The organism is Pantoea sp. SGAir0215 (assembly GCF_043543215.1).
On the sequence record NZ_CP028031.1, the window covers coordinates 3,056,568 to 3,075,884 of the forward strand.

Here is a 19,317-nt window from a genome sequence, read left to right on the forward strand (position 1 = left end):
TTCAGATAAATTCCTCAATCGCCTGGCGGTTACTCCAGGACTTGGTCAGGGCAGCAGCAGCGGCGGGCTCAAGCCAGCGCGCGGCAAGATGCTCGGTGAGCAGCAGGTCGCGCTCTGCGGGTAAGGCCAGCCTGAACCAGTGTTCACGGTTATGCGTGATGCCCGGTGCGTAACGGTGGCGATAGTGCGGGAAAATTTCAAACTCGATCTGTTTGTGACAGTCTTCCAGCACTAACTTTTCGTCCGCAATGTTGATGGACAGCTCCTCTGACACCTCACGCTCGGCCGCCTGGCGCGGGGTTTCCCCGACTTCCAGGCTGCCTGTGACCGACTGCCAGAAGCTGGCATCATCACGTCGCTGCAGCATTAACACCCGGCCAGTATCTTGCGCAAAAATCACCACCAGCACCGATACCGGATGTTTATTGCCCATTACTTGTTCTCTGACTTTTCTTTCTTCGGCGCCACCAGAATGCCCAGATCCAGCAACGCGGCAGGATTGGCTTCGCTCGGTGCTTCGGTCATCATGCACGCGGCGGCGGTGGTTTTCGGGAATGCGATAACATCGCGAATGTTATCGGTGCCGGTCAGCAGCATCGTCAGACGATCCAGACCAAACGCCAGGCCCGCGTGCGGTGGTGTACCGTATTTCAGCGCGTCAAGCAGGAAGCCAAACTTCAGGCGCTGCTCCTCTTCGGTGATCCCGAGGATACTGAACACCGTCTGCTGCATTTTGCTGTTGTGAATACGCACGGAACCGCCGCCCACTTCGTAGCCGTTAATCACCATGTCGTAGGCATTTGCCACCGCCTGAACCGGATCGCTGGCCAGCGCCTCTGCGGTCATGTCTTTCGGTGAGGTGAACGGATGGTGCATCGCAGCCAGACCGCCCTCTTCATCTTCCTCAAACATCGGGAAGTCGATTACCCACAGCGGTGCCCAGGCGTTTTCGTCGGTGATCCGCAAATCGCGGCCGACTTTCAGGCGCAGCGCACCCAGCGCATCCGCCACGACTTTCGCGCGATCGGCACCGAAGAAGATCAGGTCGCCATCCTGTGCGCCCGTGCGGTTCAGTATCGCTTCCACGATGTCGGCACTGAGGAACTTGGCCACCGGACTCTGCACGCCCTCGAAGCCGTTGGCACGTTCGTTAATCTTCATCCACGCCAGCCCTTTGGCCCCGTAGATTTCAACAAACTTGCCGTATTCGTCGATTTGCTTACGCGTCAGCGCCGCACCGCCGGGCACACGCAGCGCAGCTACGCGGCCTTTCGGGTCATTAGCGGGACCCGCGAAGACCTGGAATTCGACGCTTTTCAGCAGACCGCCTACGTCCACCAGCTCCATCGGGTTGCGCAGGTCAGGCTTATCCGAACCAAAGCGATGCATGGCTTCGGCAAAGGTCATCTGTGGAAACGCCCCCAGATCCACCCCTTTGATGTCCATCCACAGCTCACGAATCAGACGCTCCATCTTCTCACGCACCTGTTCGGCGGTCATGAAGGAGGTTTCAACGTCGATCTGGGTAAACTCTGGCTGACGATCAGCACGCAGGTCTTCATCACGGAAGCACTTAACGATCTGATAATAGCGGTCGAAGCCGGACATCATCAGCAGCTGCTTGAACAACTGCGGTGACTGCGGCAGCGCATAGAACTTCCCTTTGTGCACACGGCTGGGCACCAGATAGTCGCGCGCGCCTTCTGGCGTTGCTTTAGTCAGCATCGGCGTTTCAATATCCAGAAAGCCTTCGTTATCCATAAAGCGACGCACAAAGCTGGTGATTTTCGCACGGGTTTTCAAACGCTGCGCCATCTCCGGACGACGCAGGTCCAGATAGCGATACGTCAGACGCGCTTCTTCGCTGTTGGTCTGGTTAGAATCCAGCGGCAGAGGGTCAGCACGGTTGATGATGGTCAGCGCGTGGGCGAATACTTCCACGTCGCCGGTCGCCATGTCGCTGTTTCGGTTCTTTTCGTCACGGGCACGGACGGTACCGGTGATCTGGATACAGAATTCGTTACGCAGTTCAGATGCCAGCTGGAACGCCTCTTGATGATCGGCATCGAAAAACACCTGGGCGATGCCTTCACGGTCGCGCATATCGATAAAGATCAGGCTTCCCAGATCGCGACGGCGATTGACCCAGCCGCAAAGCGTAACTTGCTGACCCACATGAGACAGATTGAGCTGTCCACAATACTCTGTACGCATAACACTATCCTTTTAACTTCGCCGCTGCAGCAGACAGCACCAGGCCGCGTAACCTTATCAGGTGCTGTCGCAAAAAAGGCCGCTATTATAATGGAAAAAGGCTGACAGGATAAGTGGAGCCACGCTAAAGCACGGCATTTCCTGTTCCCTTTTCACCGGGTTGCGTCAATATACTGCCTTACAGGATAATTACCATCACACTCAACGACAGGAGTCAGGCGTGACACTTCGTATCGGTTTGCCGCAATGGCACCACGCACACTGGAAACGCTGGGGAATTGAAACCCTGGCGGACTACGCGCGTTATTTCCAGACCGTTGAGGGCAATACCACGCTGTATGCACTGCCGGATCCCGAAACCGTGTTGCGCTGGCGGGATATGACGCACGATCAGTTTCGCTTCTGTTTTAAATTCCCCAGCACAATCAGCCATCAGGCAGCACTGCAAAACACCGATGACTTACTGACCGACTTTTTTCGCCTGATGCATCCGCTTGCCGATCGCATCGGTCAGTACTGGCTCCAGTTGCCTGCCAGCTTTTCTCCCGCCCAACTCAGCGATCTGTGGCGTTTTCTGGATAGTCTGCCTGCCTCTTTTTCCTATGGCGTGGAAGTGCGGCATGCCGCTTTTTTCGCGAAAGGTGAGGCTGAGCGCGCGCTGAATCGTGGCCTGCTCCAGCGCGGCGTCAATCGTGTGGTGCTGGACAGCCGTCCGGTTCACGCCTCAACGTCACAAAGCGCGGCGGCGCTGCACGCCCGCCAGCAAAAACCGCGCGTCCCGCCGCATGCGCTGTTAACAGGACCGCGCCCGATGATCCGCTTTGTCGGCAGCGATAGTCTTGAAGAAAGCCTGCCGCTGTTTCGCATCTGGCTGACGAAACTGGCTGAATGGCATACGCAAAGTGAACCGCTGGTTTTCATTCACACGCCCGACATGGGCCAGGTCTTTCCGCTGGTGCAGGCCTTGTGGCCTGAACTGCAAAAAATTGATGCCAGCATCGGTCCCGGGCCGGACTGGCCGCAACAGGATTCGCTATTCTGATAGCGACCGGCAGCATCACACCTCTGGCAAAAGTAAAAATAAGGAATCAATAATGATAAGCGCGTTATATGTGGTGATCGGGGCCTTACTGATCATGAAATTTACCCTGAATGTTGTGCGCTTACGGCGACAGCATCATGTGGCTTATGGCGATGGCGGTCATCACGATTTACATATGGCCATCCGGATTCACGGCAATGCCATTGAAACGATCCCGCTGGGGTTATTATTGCTGATTGTGCTGGAGATGAACGGCGCGAATATCTGGATGGTGCACCTGACCGGCATCCTGTTTTTCATTGGCCGGGTGTTGCATGCACAGGGCCTGCGCAACGATGTCATGAGCAAACGCAAATATGGCATGATGCTGACGTTATTCTCGCTGTCCGGTATGGTAATTTTTAACCTGATTTACCTGCCCTGGCCACTCTTGCTCAGCTTGCGTTAATGTTAACGGCGTAAAGGGTGCAGGCCGCGGCAGTTTCTGCCAGAATAGCGCCCTTTCCGCCGTCTCTTCGGATTTTCGTTATGTCTGATCGCGATCAACTCTTTTCTGCGCCCATTGAAAAACTGGGCGACTGGACGTTTGACGAGCGCGTGGCTGAAGTGTTTCCCGACATGATTCAGCGCTCAGTGCCGGGCTATTCCAACATCATTTCGATGATTGGCATGCTGGCAGAACGTTTCGTCCAGCCCAACAGCCAGGTATTTGACCTGGGCTGTTCACTAGGCGCTGCCACGCTCTCGGTGCGCCGCAATATTCACGTGCCCGGCTGTCAGATTATTGCTGTGGATAATTCGCCGGCCATGGTGGAGCGCTGCCGCCGTCATATCGATGCGTTTCGGGCGGATACGCCGGTTACGGTCGTCGAAGCGGATATCTGCGATATCGCCATTGAGAACGCGTCACTGGTGGTGCTCAATTTCACCCTGCAGTTTCTTGAACCGCCAGCCCGCCTGACGTTGCTGACCAAAATCTGGCAGGGGCTGAATCCCGGCGGCGCGTTGGTGCTCTCTGAGAAGTTCAGCTTTGAAGATCGTGACGTCGGTGAACTGTTGTTCAACATGCATCATGACTTTAAGCGCGCCAACGGCTACAGCGAACTGGAAATCAGCCAGAAACGCAGCATGCTGGAAAATGTGATGCTCACCGATAGCGTAGAAACGCACAAGGCGCGCCTTAAACAGGCCGGTTTTTCTCATGCTGAGCTGTGGTTTCAGTGTTTTAATTTTGGTTCGTTGGTGGCATTAAAATGATCGACTTTGGCCGTTTTTATCAGCAAATCGCCGTGGGTCCCCTGGCAAAATGGCTGGAGGTGCTGCCTGCGCAAATCAGCGAGTGGCAGCGTGAAAATCTGCACGGGCACTTCCGTGACTGGTACAAGTCGCTGGAATATTTACCCCAGCTGGAACCTCAGCGGCTGGACCTGCTGCACAGCGTCAGCGCCGATCGGGACGATATCAGCGATCGGCACCGTCAGGGCATTGAGAAACTGCTGCGTAATCTGATGCCCTGGCGCAAAGGCCCCTATTCGCTTTACGGCACCGAAATTAATACGGAATGGCGCTCAGACTGGAAATGGGATCGCGTGCTGCCACACATCTCCTCGTTAGCCGGACGCACTGTACTGGATGTGGGCTGTGGCAGTGGCTACCATATGTGGCGCATGATCGGGGCAGGCGCGCACCTTGTGGTCGGTATCGATCCCATGCAGCTGTTTCTGTGCCAGTTCGAAGCCGTCCGCAAGCTGTTAAATGACGACCGCCGCGCCCACCTGCTGCCGCTCGGCATCGAACAGCTGCCGGTACTTCAGGCGTTCGATACCGTGTTTTCCATGGGCGTGCTTTATCATCGCCGTTCGCCGCTGGATCATCTGATGCAGCTGAAAAATCAGTTAGTGAGCGGCGGCGAACTGGTCCTGGAAACGCTGGTGATTGAAGGCGATGTGAATCAGGTGCTGGTGCCGGGCGAACGCTATGCTCAGATGCGCAACGTCTACTTTATCCCCTCCGCCGAGGCGCTGAAAAGCTGGCTGGAGAAATGCGGCTTTATCGATGTGCGCATTGTAGACTTTGCCGTAACGACCACAGATGAACAGCGCCGGACCGACTGGATGACCAGCGAATCGCTGGCGGAATTCCTTGATCCTGCGGACAGCAGCAAAACCGTTGAAGGTTATCCCGCACCGCTGCGTGCGGTGCTGGTCGCCACCAAGCCGTAATGCTCAGCGGCGAGACAGCGCCAGTTTCGCCGCGAAGCCAATAAAGACGCAGCCCGTCAAACGATCCATGATTGTCAACACGCGTGGCTTCCTGAGCTGTGCCGCAAAATAGTGACTGCTGCCAATCAGCACGCTGCTCCAGATCAATCCAGTCACCATATGTGTCAGGGCCATCAGGGTGCACCAGACCGGGACCGAGCCGCCCTGAGGGATAAACTGCGGTAAAAATGTTACGTAGAAAACGCCCACTTTAGGATTCAACAGATTCCCCAGTAACCCACGCAGAAAGCAGGCCAGATGCGTTTGCTGCGACGGCGTTTCGGCGGGCAGCGCTGCATTCTGGCGACGCGGATGCCACAGTAACCTGACGCCCAGACAGAGCAGATAGGCTGCGCCAGCCCACTTCAGCAGGTTATACGCCGTTTCCGATGCCAGCAGCAGCGCCCCCAGCCCCAGCCCGACCGCAATGCCCCACGACAGACAGCCCGTCGCCACGCCCAGCGCGGCCGCACTGGCTCGTCGCCAGCCCTGTGCCGCCGCCGATCGCAAAATTAATGCCGTATCGAACCCCGGCGTCAGGGTCAAAATGATGATCGCAAACAGAAAAGCGAGGAATGAAGTCGTCACAGGCGTACTCCTGATTAGAAGTGCTTAACAATAACAAGCGTTTTTCACGCTGTACAGACAGCCAGGCGTGATTAACTGCTACGCTTTTTAGTGGCGTTATTAGCGGGCCGGTAACGGTCTCAATTGAAAAACCAGGAGCTACGATCATGAGTAAATTTATTTTCTCTTCGCCTCGCAAATATGTACAGGGTGCGGGCGTGCTCGATGAACTGGGAGAGTATGTCACGGAATTGGGCAATCACGCTTTCGTGGTGGCTGACGATGTCGTCTGGGGGCTGATTGGTGAGCGGGCGCAGTCTACGCTGGAAAAAGCAGGCATTACCCTCAGCCGTCAGCAGTTCAATGGCGAAGCCTCCAGTAATGAAATTACCCGGTTAAGTCAGCATGCGCAGCAGCAGGGCTGTAACGTGGTGATTGGTTTGGGTGGCGGCAAAACGCTGGATACGGTAAAAGCCGTGGCCGATGAACTCAAACAGCCGGTAGTGATTGTGCCCACCATTGCCTCAACCGATGCGCCCTGTAGCGCGCTGTCTGTTATCTATTCCGACAGTGGCGTTTTTGAAAGCTACCGTTTCTACAGTAAAAATCCCGATCTGGTGTTAATTGATACCGCCGTGTGCGCCGCCGCGCCCGCCCGCCTGTTCGCGTCCGGCATCGCCGATGGTCTGGCGACCTGGGTGGAAGCCCAGGCGGTGGCCCGTAGCCATGCGAAATCGATGGTCAATGGCGATCCGACTATTGCCGGTCTTGCCATTGCCCGGGCCTGTGAAGAGACGCTGCTGACGTGGGGCTACAGTGCCTATATCGCCGTCTCGGAAAAACGCGTCACGCCAGCGGTAGAAGCGGTAGTGGAAGCCAATACATTGCTGTCCGGTTTAGGCTTTGAAAACGCCGGTCTGGCTGGTGCGCACGCGATTCATAACGGATTCACCGCAATTGACGGCGATATCCACCATCTTACTCACGGTGAAAAAGTGGCCTACGGTACGTTAACTCAGATGGTGCTTGAGCAGCGTCCCGATGAAGAAATTGCCCGCTACATCCGCTTCTACCGTTCGATCAATATGCCGACCACGTTAAAAGAGATGCATCTGGACGGGGTGAGCTGGGAAGATCTGGTAAAAATCGGCGCGCTGGCGAACAGCGAGGGCGATACGCTGAAAAACCTCAATCCTAACCTGGCACCGGAACAGATCGCCCATGCGCTGCTGGGCCTGGATGCGTTCAGTAAAACGGTAAAATAGGGGCTATTCCGTCGCCTCAGTGGGTTTGTCCCAGTACTGATACTTATAAACCGCACTGAGGTGACGCTGCACCGTGCCTTTCTCAAAAACTTCGGTTTCATTCAGGTAACTCAGGGTGCAGTTGCCCTTGTCATCCCAGAACTGGCATTCATCCACGGTGCGCAGAGTGCTGACGTCGGTTGATGCCGTGCCGTTCAGGCGCAGCTCCCGCCCTTTATCGTCATAGGTATAGGTGTCTTTTCGCCGGGCAGAGGTGGTGCGGGTGACGAGGCCCTGCGGACTCCACGTGTAACGGTATTCCCCGTTGCTGACGGGATCGGTTCCGCGCGCAATGCTTTTCAGCAAACGATAGTGTTTATCGTAGCGGTACGTGGTGTCCGTGAATCCCGATTTGCCCATGCTGATGAATTTGTCTGAAGCGCTGATAATATTGCCGTTTTTTCCCTTATGCCAGTTGATGGTGCCTTGTCGGTTATCCACCACCACTTCCTTTCCCTGTTTCAGCACTTTTACCAGATACGCATATTCGGCCACCCAACCTTCCTGCACACGCACCAGATGTTGTTCCATGCTCAGAATGACGTTACGCTCATTTTTGTCATAACTGATATCCGCCACCAGCAGGTCGCCACAGGGATCAAACTGCCCCAGCACCCGCTTTTGCGAATTGACGTCTTTGCCAAACTCCCCTGCGACAACCTGACGTACCGCCCCTTTCGCACTGCCGCCCAGCAGAATCCAGTTATTACTGTCAGAGACCGCTTTACTGTTTGATTTGCACGCGGCAAAGGTTAAGGGCGCATGGCATCCCATCACGGTGAGAACAGCGGAAAGCAGAATGCATCGCATGGCAGGGCCTCTGACATCAATGTCGATTAGGGTTAAGCTGATGACCCGCAACCGGGGAACAGAACAGGGAAAGCAAAGCCGCGTTGACGGCAAACGGCGACACAGAATGCACGCAATGCGTTGTTTCATCATCCACTATAGCGGAATACCGGACAAAAAATACCCCAGCAAATGTGCTGGGGTTTGGTACTTGCAAACATCACGTCATCAATCGGCGTGCTGCGCGGCAAAACTGGTTATGAGTCAGGCCACCCGGGCGGTATTCATTTGCATGACACTTTTCATTGCCTCTACAACATCACCATCGACGCAGTAACGGCTGAACTCATCAATTTCGGCTTCGGAACACATGGAAACACCCGCTTTGCGGTAACGCATCGGTGATGCCACCAGGTGGCTTGCCGAGCTGTGTACCTCACGAATATCTGCATCAAGAAACTTTTGCAGGTTACTTAAACGAACGCCAGCACCTGCCATAATGATAGGACCGCTGCTGTATTCATTAAGTTCCCTCAATAATGCAATTCCGTTTTCCGCACTCTGCTGCTGCCCGGAAGTGAGGATACGTTTCACGCCAAAATCGGTTAAAACATCGAGCGAACGTTTTGGCCGGTGGCAGAGATCGAAGGCGCGATGGAAGGTCACCGCCATGCCGTCGCACAGCGCCATGATCTGCCGCATCTGCCCCACATGAATATGGGCATCTTCATCCAGCATCCCTAACACTACGCCCGGAAAGCCCAGTTCGCGAATCCGCGCGACATCCGATTTCATTGCCTCGAACTCCCGGCTGGAATAGCAAAAATCTCCGCCGCGCGGGCGGACAATAGGATGCACCGGAACAGAAATGTCACGACGGGCGAATTCCAGCATGCCAGCAGAAGGTGTCAGGCCGCCTTCACGCGGTGCCGCACAGAGTTCAATTCGATCGGCCCCCGCCTGTTGAGCGGTTAAGGCACAATCCACCCCATAGCAACAAATTTCCAGTGTGGTCATTCTCTTCTCCTTTACATGACGTCCTGTTCACGCCAAATTCGTCAGGTATGCTTATCCCTTAGAACAGTTTACGTGGAAAACTAACTATGACATTCAATTTTGACCAACGGATAGACCGCCGTCACAGTGATAGCCTTAAATGGCACAAATATGCGGGTCAGGATATTCTGCCGTTGTGGGTAGCGGATACGGATTTCCGATCGCCTGCCCCCATCATTGAGGCCATTAAAGCCCGCGTTGATCATGGTGTTTTCGGCTATGGCGATAAGCCTCAGGGATTTATCGATGCGCTGATTGCCCGCTGTAAATCACGCTATCACTGGGAAGTTAAACCGGAATGGGTGGTCGTGTTGCCCGGCGTAGTCTGCGGGTTAAATCTGGCCGTGCGGGCGTTTACCGCGCCGCACCAGGGTACCGTCGCGCCGCATCCCATTTATCCCCCTTTCCGTTCAGCCGCGAAGCTGGCTGAACGTGATCAGTTGAATCTGCCTCTGACGTTGCAGGAAGGCCGCTGGGTCATGGATCTCACTGCAGCAGACGGCCACATGCAGGACAAAACCTTGCTGATGCTTTGCAATCCGCAGAATCCTGGCGGCACGGTTTACCGCCGGGAAGAACTTGAAGCGCAACTGGCCTTTGCGCAGCACCATGATTTAATCGTCTGCTCTGACGAAATTCATTGCGATTTACTGTTAACGCCGGGGCTGCAACATATCCCCTTTGCCTCCCTGAGTGATGATGCGGCCCAACGGAGCATTACGCTGCTTTCGCCATCCAAAACCTTCAATATTGCCGGGCTGGGCGCTTCCGTCGCTGTGATCCCGGATCCTGAACTACGGGCGCGATTCACCGCCGTGCGCCAGGGCATTGTGCCCTCAGTCGATATTCTGGCCCTGGTTGCGGCGGAAGTCGCCTGGCGGGCCTGTGATGACTGGCTTGATGCCCAGCTTGATTATCTGCGCGGCAACCGGGACTGGCTGGTTTCCGAAGTCAATGCGCTGCCCGGCCTCAAAATGACCTCTCCGGAAGGCAGTTATCTGGGCTGGATCGATGCGCGAGAACTCCAGGTTGCCAGCCCGGCGCTGTACTTTGAAAAACACGGGCTTGGCTTCTCGCCAGGGCGCGACTTTGGTGATGACGGCTTTGTACGAATCAATTTCGGCTGTCCCCGCGCCTTGCTGGAAGAAGCCGTCAGACGGCTCAGACGCGCGGTTGAAGCCCGGGGCTAACGCTGTTCACTGGCCACAATCTCGTCCAGTCGCCATGGGTGAAACTTAATCGTGGTTTCCCCATCGGTCACTGCCAGCGTAGGATTCGGCAGACGCTCGTTTTCCCCTTTCGGTGAGCTGGTTTTGAATGAAATACCCGGCTGCGTGAGCGCCTGATCGGACAGTAGCGCCATGGCACGCATGCCCAGTGTTTCAGGCTCGCCTCGTAATACCACCTCAATATGTTCCCAGCGCTCGTGGCGGTAACGTTTTTCACCCGGCCAGGGCAGCTCAACGACGTCTATCGCCCAGCCGGCAATCATTAACGGTTGGTGCAGCTTAAATAAACATACCGGTCGTCCGTTAATCATCGCCGCCGAGAACTGCTCCCCGAGTTGCAAAAACCCTTTTTGCCAGCGTTCGGCCGTCGCATTCTGATGACACCGCACGGCCACATGATCGACGTCGAGGTCTGTGGGGTTTAATCCCAGACGCTGTGAAAAATTTTGTAACCGTTCTTCGAAAGCCGCTAAATCGGCCTGTAAATCGTCCAGTTCGGGTGGGAATATCATGCTCACCGTAAGCTGTCTCCTCACTTTTTTATGACCAGGGAATGCCGTAACTCATTGTTACTGAACTATCGTAATGAACAAAAGGGTAAGATTCATCTTATTTGGCGGGCGTTTTACGAGAAAAGCAAAAAATTAACGCTTTTAATTCAGATTAATCTTCTGGTTAGATCCACCTTTTCGTTGACAAAAGTAACTTAAGTTACTGTTTTGTATAGTTATCATTAACACAATAAGATAAGTCTTACTTAACAGTGGCATGATTGCAGCCTGCATAGCTTTCTATTAAATTTGCATTAACACTATTATAAGGAAAGTTTTTATGACGATGCTCATCGTAGTTGCCATCTTAATTGCACTGATGGGGTTTGCCCTTGCGCGCCACTGGAAGGTACGTGCAGACAAAAGTGTTAAAAACGCGCGCCGCGCGCGTCGTCGCTAATCTCTGCGGGAAACATCTTCGGCTCTGTTTCCCTGCCTTTATCCCGCTACTGACTCACGCTGACAATTCACGTATACTTTTTCCCTCATTTTTTCCTTTTGCCGGGCCAGGACCTGTGGTCATTGCACCCGGCAGAATCATGACGACAGCCCGCTGCCCAAATAGCGTGCTTTTCTCTGCATATGTAAGGTAACCCGGTGAATATTCAGGCGCTTCTTTCCGCAAAAGTCAGTCAGGCAATGGTGCTGGCTGGTGCTCCCTCCGATTGTGAACCTCAGGTTCGTCAGTCGGCTAAAGTTCAGTTTGGTGATTATCAGGCTAACGGCATCATGGCCGTGGCGAAAAAACTGGGCCAGGCGCCACGACAATTAGCTGAAACCGTGATTCAACATCTGGACCTCACTGGCATTGCCAGCAAAGTGGAGATCGCGGGGCCGGGCTTTATCAACATTTTCCTGGATCGTCAGTGGCTGGCCGACCATGCCCGGCAGGCGCTGAATCATCCGCGCCTTGGCGTGAACCCGGTCGAACCACAGACAATCGTCGTGGACTACTCTGCCCCCAACGTGGCGAAAGAGATGCACGTCGGCCATGTGCGTTCCACCATCATTGGCGACGCCGCGGTGCGCACCCTCGAGTTCCTGGGCCACAATGTGATCCGCGCGAACCATGTGGGCGACTGGGGCACGCAGTTCGGCATGCTGATTGCGTTTCTTGAAAAACAGCAAAATGAAAACCACGCGGAGATGGCGCTGGCGGATTTAGAAGGTTTTTACCGTGAAGCCAAGCGCACTTACGATGAAGATCCTGAGTTTGCAGAGCGTGCGCGCGGCTATGTCGTGAAGTTGCAAGGCGGTGACGACTACTGCCGTCAGATGTGGAAAAAGCTGGTTGATATCACCATGACGCAAAACCAGCATATCTACAACCGTCTGAACGTCACCCTGACGCGTGATGATGTGATGGGTGAGAGCCTCTATAACGACATGCTGCCGGAAATTGTGGCCGATCTGAAAGCCAAAGGTCTGGCCGTCGAGAGTGAAGGCGCCACCGTGGTATTCCTGGAAGAATTCCAGAACAAAGAAGGTGAGCCGATGGGCGTGATCATCCAGAAAAAGGATGGCGGCTATCTTTACACCACCACCGATATTGCCTGTGCCAGGTATCGCTATGAAACCCTGCATGCGGACCGCGTAATTTACTACATCGACTCACGTCAGCATCAGCATTTACAGCAGGCGTGGACCATTGTCCGTAAAGCCGGCTATGTGCCCGCGTCCGTTCCACTTGAACATCATGCGTTCGGTATGATGTTGGGTAAAGATGGCCGTCCGTTTAAAACCCGCAGTGGCGGCACCATTAAGCTGTCAGATTTGCTGGATGAAGCCTATGAACGCGCGTACACGCTGGTACGCGAGAAAAACCCGGACATGACGGAAGAGGAAGTCAGCACGCTTGCGGAAGTCGTCGGCATCAGCGCCGTGAAATATGCCGATCTGTCAAAAAGCCGCACCACTGATTACATTTTTGACTGGGATAATATGCTGGCGTTTGAGGGCAATACGGCGCCTTACATGCAATATGCTTATACGCGCGTGCTGTCCGTGTTCCGTAAAGCCGGTATCGACGCCGATGCGATTCAGGCAGAAATCGTGCTGACGGATGACCGTGAAGCCCTGCTGGCAACGCGTTTGCTGCAGTTTGAAGAGGTCATTACGCAGGTGGCACGCGATGGCACACCGCATGTGATGTGTGCCTATTTGTACGATCTGGCGGGCCTGTTCTCAGGCTTCTACGAGCACTGTCCGATTCTGGCCGCAGAGGACGACGTGACGCGCCTGAGCCGTTTACAGATTGCGGCACTGACCGCAAAAACCCTGAAACTGGGCCTGGATACGCTGGGGATCAAAACGGTCGATCGCATGTAATCTGTTAAGGCGCTGAGAGCTGACTGTTCTCAGCGCCTGCCTCAACCTCGCCCTTCCCGCTCTGCCCGTCACCCGCACAATTTTCCTTCATGTAGCGTCATCTTTGCCATTGCCCTCCCTGACTCCACGATACAAAGGCGTTAATTCGTATTTCAGCACCAGAGATGATCGCAGCACGCGCCGTGCAAACCCGCTCAGGCAACCCTGATGTCGCGTATATCAAGGTCCTGTCGGGACATGATTCTTTTCTTATTCCCGCGCTCTACTATAAGCCCGCGTTTTATCAGGTTTAACGTGTTAACGAGAAAGGAAGAATAAGTTGATGTTAAGAAAAGCGTTTGCCGAGCTGTTCGGCACCTTCTGGCTGGTATTCGGAGGCTGCGGCAGCGCCCTGCTCGCCGCGAATTTTCCCCAAACCGGGATTGGGTTTGTGGGCGTGTCTCTGGCATTTGGCCTCGCCGTACTGACAATGGCCTTTGCGGTAGGCCACATTTCGGGCGGTCACTTTAATCCCGCCGTCACCCTGGGCTTATGGGGCGGTGGCCGCATCGACAGCAAGACCATCTTGCCCTACATCGTGGCACAGATGGCTGGCGGTATTGCGGCGGCGGGCGTGCTGTATCTGATCGTCAGTGGTCAGGCTGACTTTACGATGGCAGATAAGGGTTTCGCTGCCAACGGCTTTGCGGCGCACTCGCCAGGCGGCTATTCCCTCTGCGCGGCCGTCATCACTGAACTCGTACTCAGCGCGTTCTTCCTGGTGGTTATTCAGGGTGCGACGGATAAACGCGCGCCGGCGGGTTTCGCTCCCATTGCGATTGGTCTGGCATTAACGCTCATTCACTTAATCAGTATCCCGGTAACCAATACCTCGGTGAATCCGGCACGCAGTACCGCGATGGCTGTTTTTCAGGGAGGCTGGGCGTTACGGCAGCTGTGGGTTTTCTGGCTGGTACCGATAGCCGGTGGCGTTGCGGGGGGATGGCTTTACCGCTTTCTGCTGAAAAAAGACGCGTAGCCTGAACCGCGTTATGACATCGGGAGTGATCGGGCAGACCGACAGCATCAGTCTCTTGATGATGCTTGTCAGTCTGCCATGAACAGGGCGAAAAAGGCTTAGTGGTAGTTGACCGTCACCGCTGTGCTGACGACCTTCAGCCCCGGCGGCAAACTTCCGCCACCGGCGAAGCCAAACACCATATGTAACGTTTCACCGGCGGCGACCTCAGCCAGACCGCGTGTGCTGCCGCTGGCACCGTCCAGTTCGGTACAACGCTGTTCTGCACAGAGCCGGACCTGTAAACCGGAAGGCACCGGTTGGGTAAACTGATAACGCCAGTTCACCACGGTGATCGCCCCACTGACCTGACCTGGCGGGGTCAGCGGCTGCGACGACTGCCAGCTTCCCCGGTTCGCCATCAGTGGACCCGCCGCGCTGGCGCTCCAGGCACCGTCAGCGGCCTGAGCAAACAGCGGAAGCAGCAGCGAAAACAGCATTAGCGATCTCATTGTTTGCCACCGATGGTTGCGGTCATGCGAATCTGACGGTTATCGCTTAATTCCATATTGGACAGCACCACCAGCTGCGGCATGTTACGGCGCAGGAAGCGTGCCAGTAAAGCGCGTAACGGATGATTGACCAGCAGGACAGGCGGCGCGCCCATCATTTCCTGCCGTTGCAGGGCCTCCTGCGTCTGGGCTAACAGCCGATCGGCCAGGCCTGGCTCAAGTCCGCCACCGCCCTGCAAGGCCTGCAGCAGCAGGCGCTCCAGTGTCGCATCCAGGCCAATCACCTGCACTTCACCCGTGCCCGGGAACCACTGCTGCGTAATCGCTCTGCCCAGCGCCACGCGCACCACGCTGGTGAGTTCCTGCGGATCGCTTTGAACCGGCGCATGCTCTGCCAGCGTTTCAATAATGGTGCGCATATCACGAATCGAAACGCGCTCAACCAGCAGGTTCTGCAGGACTTTGTGCAGCGTTGTCAGCGTAATCACGCCAGGCACTAAATCTTCGGTCAGTTTCGGCATCTCTGAGGAGACGCGGTCCAGCAGTTGCTGCGCTTCCTGTCGGCCAAACAACTCACTGGCGTACTGGCCAATCAGATGATTAAGGTGCGTCGCCACAACGGTACTGGCTTCTACTACGGTAAAGCCCTGAATCTGAGCCTGCTCTTTGAGCGCACCGTCAATCCACACCGCCGCCAGGCCAAAGGCAGGATCGACGGTTGCTTCACCCGGCAAGGTACCCGCGGCTGTGCCGGGGTTAATCGCCATCCAGCGTCCGGGATAGGCATCACCGCTGCCGATCTCCACGCCTTTCATTAAAATGCGGTAGCGCGCGGGTGGCAATTCCATGTTGTCACGGATATGCACCACCGGCGGCAGAAAGCCGACATCCTGCGCCACTTTTTTACGGATACTGCGGATACGACCAAGCAACTCACCGTTCTGGTTGTGATCGACCATCGGAATCAGGCGGTAACCCACTTCCATGCCCAGCGTGTCTTCAAGCTGCACATCAGTCCAGGAGGCTTCGGCAGAGGCAGGCGTTTCCATGGATTTTGCGATGCTGCTCGGCGATTCGACATTCTTCTTCGGCTGCATCTCGCGGCCACGTAACCACCACGCCAGCCCCAGTAAGGCCGCCGTAAACAGCAGGAACACAAAGTTAGGCATGCCCGGCACAAGCCCCAGCAAACCGATTACGCCGGCACTCAGCATGAGGACGCGCGGATCTTTGAACAGTTGCCCAACCATCTGCTCGCCGACGTCCTGGTCGGTTGCCACGCGCGTCACGATAACACCCGCCGCGGTAGAGATGACCAGCGCAGGGATCTGTGCGACCAGACCGTCACCGATGGTTAACAGCGTATAGGTTTCTGCCGCGTGGCCCGCATCCATACCATGCTGAACGATCCCCACCAGTAAACCACCGATCACGTTAATGACCATGATCAAAATACCGGCGATGGCATCCCCGCGTACAAACTTACTGGCACCGTCCATCGAACCGTAAAAGTCCGCTTCCTGAGTCACTTCGGCGCGACGACGCTTCGCTTCATCTTCGCCAATCAGACCCGCATTCAGGTCGGCGTCGATAGCCATCTGCTTACCCGGCATCCCGTCAAGCACAAAGCGCGCACCCACTTCGGCGATACGGCCCGCACCTTTGGTGATAACCATAAAGTTGATGATCACCAGGATGATAAACACCACGATCCCGATGGCGAAGTTTCCGCCAACCAGGAAGTGGCCAAAGGCTTCCACCACCCTTCCCGCCGCCGCGGCACCGGTATGACCTTCCAGCAAAATAATACGCGTAGAGGCTACGTTCAGCGACAGGCGCAGCAGGGTCGAAAACAGCAGAATGGTGGGAAAGGCCGCAAACTCCAGCGTGCGCTGGGTAAACATGGCGACCAGCAGCACCATAATCGACAAGGCAATGTTAAAGGTAAACAGCAGATCAAGGATAAACGGCGGTAAGGGCAGAACCATCATCGACAAAATCATGATGATCAGCACCGGACCCGCAAGGACCTGCCATTGCATGTCTTTGAAGTTGCCTGGAAGGCGTAGTTTAGCGGCCAGATTAGCCATCGTTTTTGCTCTCTCCTGCAAAGTCCATCTCTGCCGGGACCGGCAGGTCTTTAGGTTTTACGGGCACCAGGCCACCTTCGCGCTTCCAGCGGCGAAGCTGCCAGACCCAGGCCAACACTTCCGCGACGGCCGCATAAAGGGCGCCAGGAATGTGTTGCCCGATTTCGGTATGACGGTATAACGCACGCGCCAGCGGCGGTGCTTCCAGAACCGGAATGCGGTGTTCTGCGCCCAGTTCACGAATGCGTAAGGCGATCTCGCCAGCGCCTTTGGCAATAACCTTGGGCGCACTCATTTTCTTCTCGTTATATTGCAGCGCAACCGAATAGTGTGTTGGGTTGGTAACGATCACGTCGGCCTTGGGCACATCGGCCATCATGCGACGACGGGCTGCCGCGCGCATCTGCTGACGAATGCGCCCTTTCACGTGCGGGTCACCTTCCTGCTGCTTGTGCTCATCGCGAATTTCCTGACGTGACATCCGCAATTTTTTAAAGTGGCTGTAAAGCTGCCAGAAAACGTCGTATCCCACCATGGGGATCAGGCCGAGCATGACCAGCGCACAACAGATAGCGATCATGTCCATGCCATGGATCAGGGCTGTGGTCGGCGACTCGGCAATCAACCGAAGCATATCGGGCCAGTGCGTCCAGATGTACCAGCCTGCCACGCAGCCCACCAGAATGGTTTTCAGAATGCCTTTAAACAGCTCCGTCCAGGCCTGCGCGGCGAACATGCGTTTGAAGCCTGGCAACGGGTTCAGCTTGCTAAAATCCACTTTGATGGATTTGCCGCTGATGACCACGCCGCCCAGCAGCATCGGTGAAGCAATGGCCACCAGAACCAGCCCGCCCAGAAGCGGCAGAAGCGCGGCAATAGCCTGCATGATCAGATTACCGACGTGGGCGATGATAATTTTGTCATCTGTCACCATGCCGTGGTCGAAACTGAGTCCGGTTGACACCATTGCCGCCAGTCGATGGGCCATTGCCGTTCCGCCAACCCATAAAATCATGATGCCTGCCAACAGCATCAATAGTGAGGTTAACTCGCGCGAACGCGGAATCTGGCCCTCTTCACGCGCTTTTTCAAGTCGGTGGGCCGTGGGCGATTCTGTTTTGTCCTCATCACTGTTTTCTGACACCACAAACCTCGGTTGGCAGGAATTCTGAGCATAGAATGCCAAATTTGAGTTTGGTTAAAGCGTGGATAAAACGTGAAAAACACGTGCTCTTTCACGGATAGCAAAAGAGAAAAGCGGAGTGGCCCGCGGTGAGCAGGCCACTTTTCAGAAGGGACCATCGCAACGTCGCGATGGCGAGACAGCCAGGTGATTAGAAACCGAGGCTGTCCAGCAGGTCATCCACCTGATCCTGGTTCGCAACAATGCCAGGGGCGGCAGCGTTAACCTGAGGACCGTTAAGCAGCGTAGTGCCAACCTGACGTTTTTCGGCGCTCACTTCTGGCATGTTTTCCAGCAGCACCATTAACAGCTGGCGCTCGATCTCCTGAATCACATCCATCATGCGTTTGATCACCTGACCGGTGAGGTCCTGGAAATCCTGCGCCATCATGATGTCGAGCAACTGCTTGTTAGTAAAAGAGGTGTGCTCAGGCACTTCCCCTAAATACTGACGCGTATCCGTCACCAGCTCGCGCGCATCGGCAAGTTCAATAGGATTCTCAAACCATGCATCCCAGCGTCCTTTAAGCGCAATCGCTCCCGCTTCCATTTTGTCCTGGTGCGGTTGCGCTGCTTCGACGCTGTTCAGCGCCCGGTCGGCCGCCTGAGCGGTCTTTTGCACTACATAGTCCAGACGATCACGGGCGTCAGGAATGGCTTCAGCAGCTTCTGCAATGGCCTGATCCAGCCCCAGCTCACGCAAACTATCACGCAGCATGCGTGTCAGTGAACCGATGCGGGAAATGATATCTTGTGCCGCGGCTTGCTCAGCTGATTTCGGAAGGTCGCTCATCACATCTCCTTACATACCCAGTTTTTCAAAAATTTTGCCCAGCTTCTCTTCAAGCGTGGCGGCCGTAAACGGCTTAACGACATAGCCGCTTGCACCCGCCTGAGCGGCAGCAATGATGTTTTCTTTTTTCGCTTCAGCCGTCACCATCAACACAGGCAGACTGGCCATGGCCGCATCTGCGCGAATGGTCTGCAGCAGTTGCAGGCCATCCATGTTAGGCATGTTCCAGTCGGAGATAACGAAATCGAAACCACCTGCCTTGAGTTTGGTTAACGCATCGACGCCGTCTTCCGCTTCTTCTACGTTATTGAAGCCCAGCTCTTTCAGCAGGTTACGGACAATACGACGCATCGTATTGAAGTCGTCCACCACTAAAAAGCGCATATTTTTGTCAGCCATAT

19 protein-coding genes are annotated in these 19,317 nt (G+C 55.3%); 8 read left to right on the plus strand and 11 right to left on the minus strand.

Features of this window, described 5'->3' with window-relative positions; genetic code table 11:
- Position 1: 1 nt before the first annotated feature.
- Both nudB and aspS read right to left on the minus strand, forming a co-directional pair.
- Entirely contained in the window at positions 2–433 is a 432-nt protein-coding gene (nudB, locus tag C1N64_RS14315) for a dihydroneopterin triphosphate diphosphatase (RefSeq protein WP_006120266.1), read from the minus strand.
- On the minus strand, positions 433–2,214 hold the full coding sequence (aspS, locus tag C1N64_RS14320) for an aspartate--tRNA ligase (protein ID WP_324030510.1): 1,782 nt from the start codon (positions 2,212–2,214) through the stop codon (positions 433–435). Before aspS ends, nudB begins: the two co-directional genes overlap by 1 nt.
- A gap of 220 nt (positions 2,215–2,434) precedes the next feature.
- Here aspS and C1N64_RS14325 point away from each other — a divergent pair, with 220 nt between their 5' ends.
- The 4 genes from C1N64_RS14325 (at position 2,435) to cmoB (ending at position 5,478) form a co-directional block, all read left to right on the plus strand.
- Positions 2,435–3,256 (plus strand): DUF72 domain-containing protein, encoded by an 822-nt coding sequence (locus C1N64_RS14325; protein WP_006120264.1) that lies wholly within the window; start codon positions 2,435–2,437, stop codon positions 3,254–3,256.
- A gap of 52 nt (positions 3,257–3,308) precedes the next feature.
- Positions 3,309–3,704 carry an MAPEG family protein gene (locus C1N64_RS14330; protein ID WP_033741986.1) on the plus strand — a complete coding sequence of 132 codons (396 nt, stop codon included), beginning with the start codon at positions 3,309–3,311 and terminating at the stop codon, positions 3,702–3,704.
- Between the two features lie 80 nt (positions 3,705–3,784).
- The gene (gene cmoA, locus C1N64_RS14335) at positions 3,785–4,513 is read left to right on the plus strand and encodes a carboxy-S-adenosyl-L-methionine synthase CmoA (protein ID WP_006120262.1); all 729 of its coding nucleotides are present in this window, start codon (positions 3,785–3,787) and stop codon (positions 4,511–4,513) included.
- Positions 4,510–5,478: a tRNA 5-methoxyuridine(34)/uridine 5-oxyacetic acid(34) synthase CmoB gene (cmoB, locus tag C1N64_RS14340; protein WP_375096347.1), complete on the plus strand. Its 969-nt coding sequence runs from the start codon at positions 4,510–4,512 to the stop codon at positions 5,476–5,478. Before cmoA ends, cmoB begins: the two co-directional genes overlap by 4 nt.
- Before the next feature lie 3 nt (positions 5,479–5,481).
- Here the strand turns inward: cmoB and C1N64_RS14345 are convergent, their stop codons facing one another.
- Positions 5,482–6,105: a LysE family translocator gene (locus C1N64_RS14345; protein WP_375096348.1), complete on the minus strand. Its 624-nt coding sequence runs from the start codon at positions 6,103–6,105 to the stop codon at positions 5,482–5,484.
- 146 nt (positions 6,106–6,251) lie between these two features.
- Between C1N64_RS14345 and C1N64_RS14350 the strand changes: the two genes are divergently transcribed.
- Complete coding sequence (locus C1N64_RS14350) at positions 6,252–7,349, plus strand: glycerol dehydrogenase (RefSeq protein ID WP_033741989.1); 1,098 nt, start codon at positions 6,252–6,254, stop codon at positions 7,347–7,349.
- A gap of 3 nt (positions 7,350–7,352) precedes the next feature.
- Here the strand turns inward: C1N64_RS14350 and C1N64_RS14355 are convergent, their stop codons facing one another.
- Together C1N64_RS14355 and cutC are read right to left on the minus strand one after the other, a co-directional pair.
- The gene (locus C1N64_RS14355; RefSeq protein WP_054633639.1) at positions 7,353–8,198 is read right to left on the minus strand and encodes a hypothetical protein; all 846 of its coding nucleotides are present in this window, start codon (positions 8,196–8,198) and stop codon (positions 7,353–7,355) included.
- Positions 8,199–8,441: 243 nt separating this feature from the next.
- Entirely contained in the window at positions 8,442–9,194 is a 753-nt protein-coding gene (gene cutC, locus C1N64_RS14360; protein WP_375096349.1) for a copper homeostasis protein CutC, read from the minus strand.
- Positions 9,195–9,280: 86 nt separating this feature from the next.
- On the opposite strand from cutC, the gene C1N64_RS14365 reads away from it, so the two are divergent.
- A complete protein-coding gene (locus C1N64_RS14365) occupies positions 9,281–10,423 on the plus strand; it encodes a MalY/PatB family protein (protein ID WP_185199348.1) in 1,143 nt (380 codons plus the stop codon).
- On the opposite strand, the gene C1N64_RS14370 is transcribed toward C1N64_RS14365, so the two are convergent.
- The gene (locus C1N64_RS14370) at positions 10,420–10,980 is read right to left on the minus strand and encodes a VOC family protein (RefSeq protein ID WP_006120255.1); all 561 of its coding nucleotides are present in this window, start codon (positions 10,978–10,980) and stop codon (positions 10,420–10,422) included. The genes C1N64_RS14365 and C1N64_RS14370 overlap by 4 nt on opposite strands.
- Before the next feature lie 630 nt (positions 10,981–11,610).
- On the opposite strand from C1N64_RS14370, the gene argS reads away from it, so the two are divergent.
- Positions 11,611–13,341, plus strand: coding sequence for an arginine--tRNA ligase (gene argS, locus C1N64_RS14375; protein WP_006120253.1), 1,731 nt, complete (start codon positions 11,611–11,613; stop codon positions 13,339–13,341).
- A 322-nt stretch (positions 13,342–13,663) separates the two neighbouring features.
- Positions 13,664–14,359, plus strand: coding sequence for an aquaporin Z (aqpZ, locus tag C1N64_RS14380; RefSeq protein ID WP_394515509.1), 696 nt, complete (start codon positions 13,664–13,666; stop codon positions 14,357–14,359).
- 98 nt (positions 14,360–14,457) lie between these two features.
- On the opposite strand, the gene C1N64_RS14385 is transcribed toward aqpZ, so the two are convergent.
- From C1N64_RS14385 to cheY, 5 genes are all read right to left on the minus strand, one after another.
- Positions 14,458–14,850: a flagellar protein FlhE gene (locus C1N64_RS14385; RefSeq protein WP_033741996.1), complete on the minus strand. Its 393-nt coding sequence runs from the start codon at positions 14,848–14,850 to the stop codon at positions 14,458–14,460.
- A complete protein-coding gene (flhA, locus tag C1N64_RS14390) occupies positions 14,847–16,940 on the minus strand; it encodes a flagellar biosynthesis protein FlhA (RefSeq protein WP_033741997.1) in 2,094 nt (697 codons plus the stop codon). Before flhA ends, C1N64_RS14385 begins: the two co-directional genes overlap by 4 nt.
- The gene (gene flhB, locus C1N64_RS14395; RefSeq protein WP_033742222.1) at positions 16,933–18,084 is read right to left on the minus strand and encodes a flagellar biosynthesis protein FlhB; all 1,152 of its coding nucleotides are present in this window, start codon (positions 18,082–18,084) and stop codon (positions 16,933–16,935) included. The genes flhA and flhB overlap by 8 nt, the downstream gene beginning before the upstream one ends.
- 190 nt (positions 18,085–18,274) lie before the next feature.
- Positions 18,275–18,916 carry a protein phosphatase CheZ gene (gene cheZ / locus C1N64_RS14400; protein ID WP_006120247.1) on the minus strand — a complete coding sequence of 214 codons (642 nt, stop codon included), beginning with the start codon at positions 18,914–18,916 and terminating at the stop codon, positions 18,275–18,277.
- Between the two features lie 9 nt (positions 18,917–18,925).
- Positions 18,926–19,315 (minus strand): chemotaxis response regulator CheY, encoded by a 390-nt coding sequence (gene cheY / locus C1N64_RS14405; protein WP_006120246.1) that lies wholly within the window; start codon positions 19,313–19,315, stop codon positions 18,926–18,928.
- Positions 19,316–19,317: the final 2 nt, after the last annotated feature.

Bases quoted from the DNA above. Each gene is read 5' to 3' on its own strand.
- nudB (WP_006120266.1), bottom strand. From the start codon at position 433: ATGGGCAATAAACATCCGGTATCGGTGCTGGTGGTGATTTTTGCGCAA.
- aspS (WP_324030510.1), bottom strand. From the start codon at position 2,214: ATGCGTACAGAGTATTGTGGACAGCTCAATCTGTCTCATGTGGGTCAG.
- C1N64_RS14330 (WP_033741986.1), top strand. From the start codon at position 3,309: ATGATAAGCGCGTTATATGTGGTGATCGGGGCCTTACTGATCATGAAA.
- cmoA (WP_006120262.1), top strand. From the start codon at position 3,785: ATGTCTGATCGCGATCAACTCTTTTCTGCGCCCATTGAAAAACTGGGC.
- cmoB (WP_375096347.1), top strand. From the start codon at position 4,510: ATGATCGACTTTGGCCGTTTTTATCAGCAAATCGCCGTGGGTCCCCTG.
- C1N64_RS14350 (WP_033741989.1), top strand. From the start codon at position 6,252: ATGAGTAAATTTATTTTCTCTTCGCCTCGCAAATATGTACAGGGTGCG.
- C1N64_RS14355 (WP_054633639.1), bottom strand. From the start codon at position 8,198: ATGCGATGCATTCTGCTTTCCGCTGTTCTCACCGTGATGGGATGCCAT.
- cutC (WP_375096349.1), bottom strand. From the start codon at position 9,194: ATGACCACACTGGAAATTTGTTGCTATGGGGTGGATTGTGCCTTAACC.
- C1N64_RS14365 (WP_185199348.1), top strand. From the start codon at position 9,281: ATGACATTCAATTTTGACCAACGGATAGACCGCCGTCACAGTGATAGC.
- aqpZ (WP_394515509.1), top strand. From the start codon at position 13,664: ATGTTAAGAAAAGCGTTTGCCGAGCTGTTCGGCACCTTCTGGCTGGTA.
- C1N64_RS14385 (WP_033741996.1), bottom strand. From the start codon at position 14,850: ATGAGATCGCTAATGCTGTTTTCGCTGCTGCTTCCGCTGTTTGCTCAG.
- flhA (WP_033741997.1), bottom strand. From the start codon at position 16,940: ATGGCTAATCTGGCCGCTAAACTACGCCTTCCAGGCAACTTCAAAGAC.
- cheZ (WP_006120247.1), bottom strand. From the start codon at position 18,916: ATGAGCGACCTTCCGAAATCAGCTGAGCAAGCCGCGGCACAAGATATC.
- cheY (WP_006120246.1), bottom strand. From the start codon at position 19,315: ATGGCTGACAAAAATATGCGCTTTTTAGTGGTGGACGACTTCAATACG.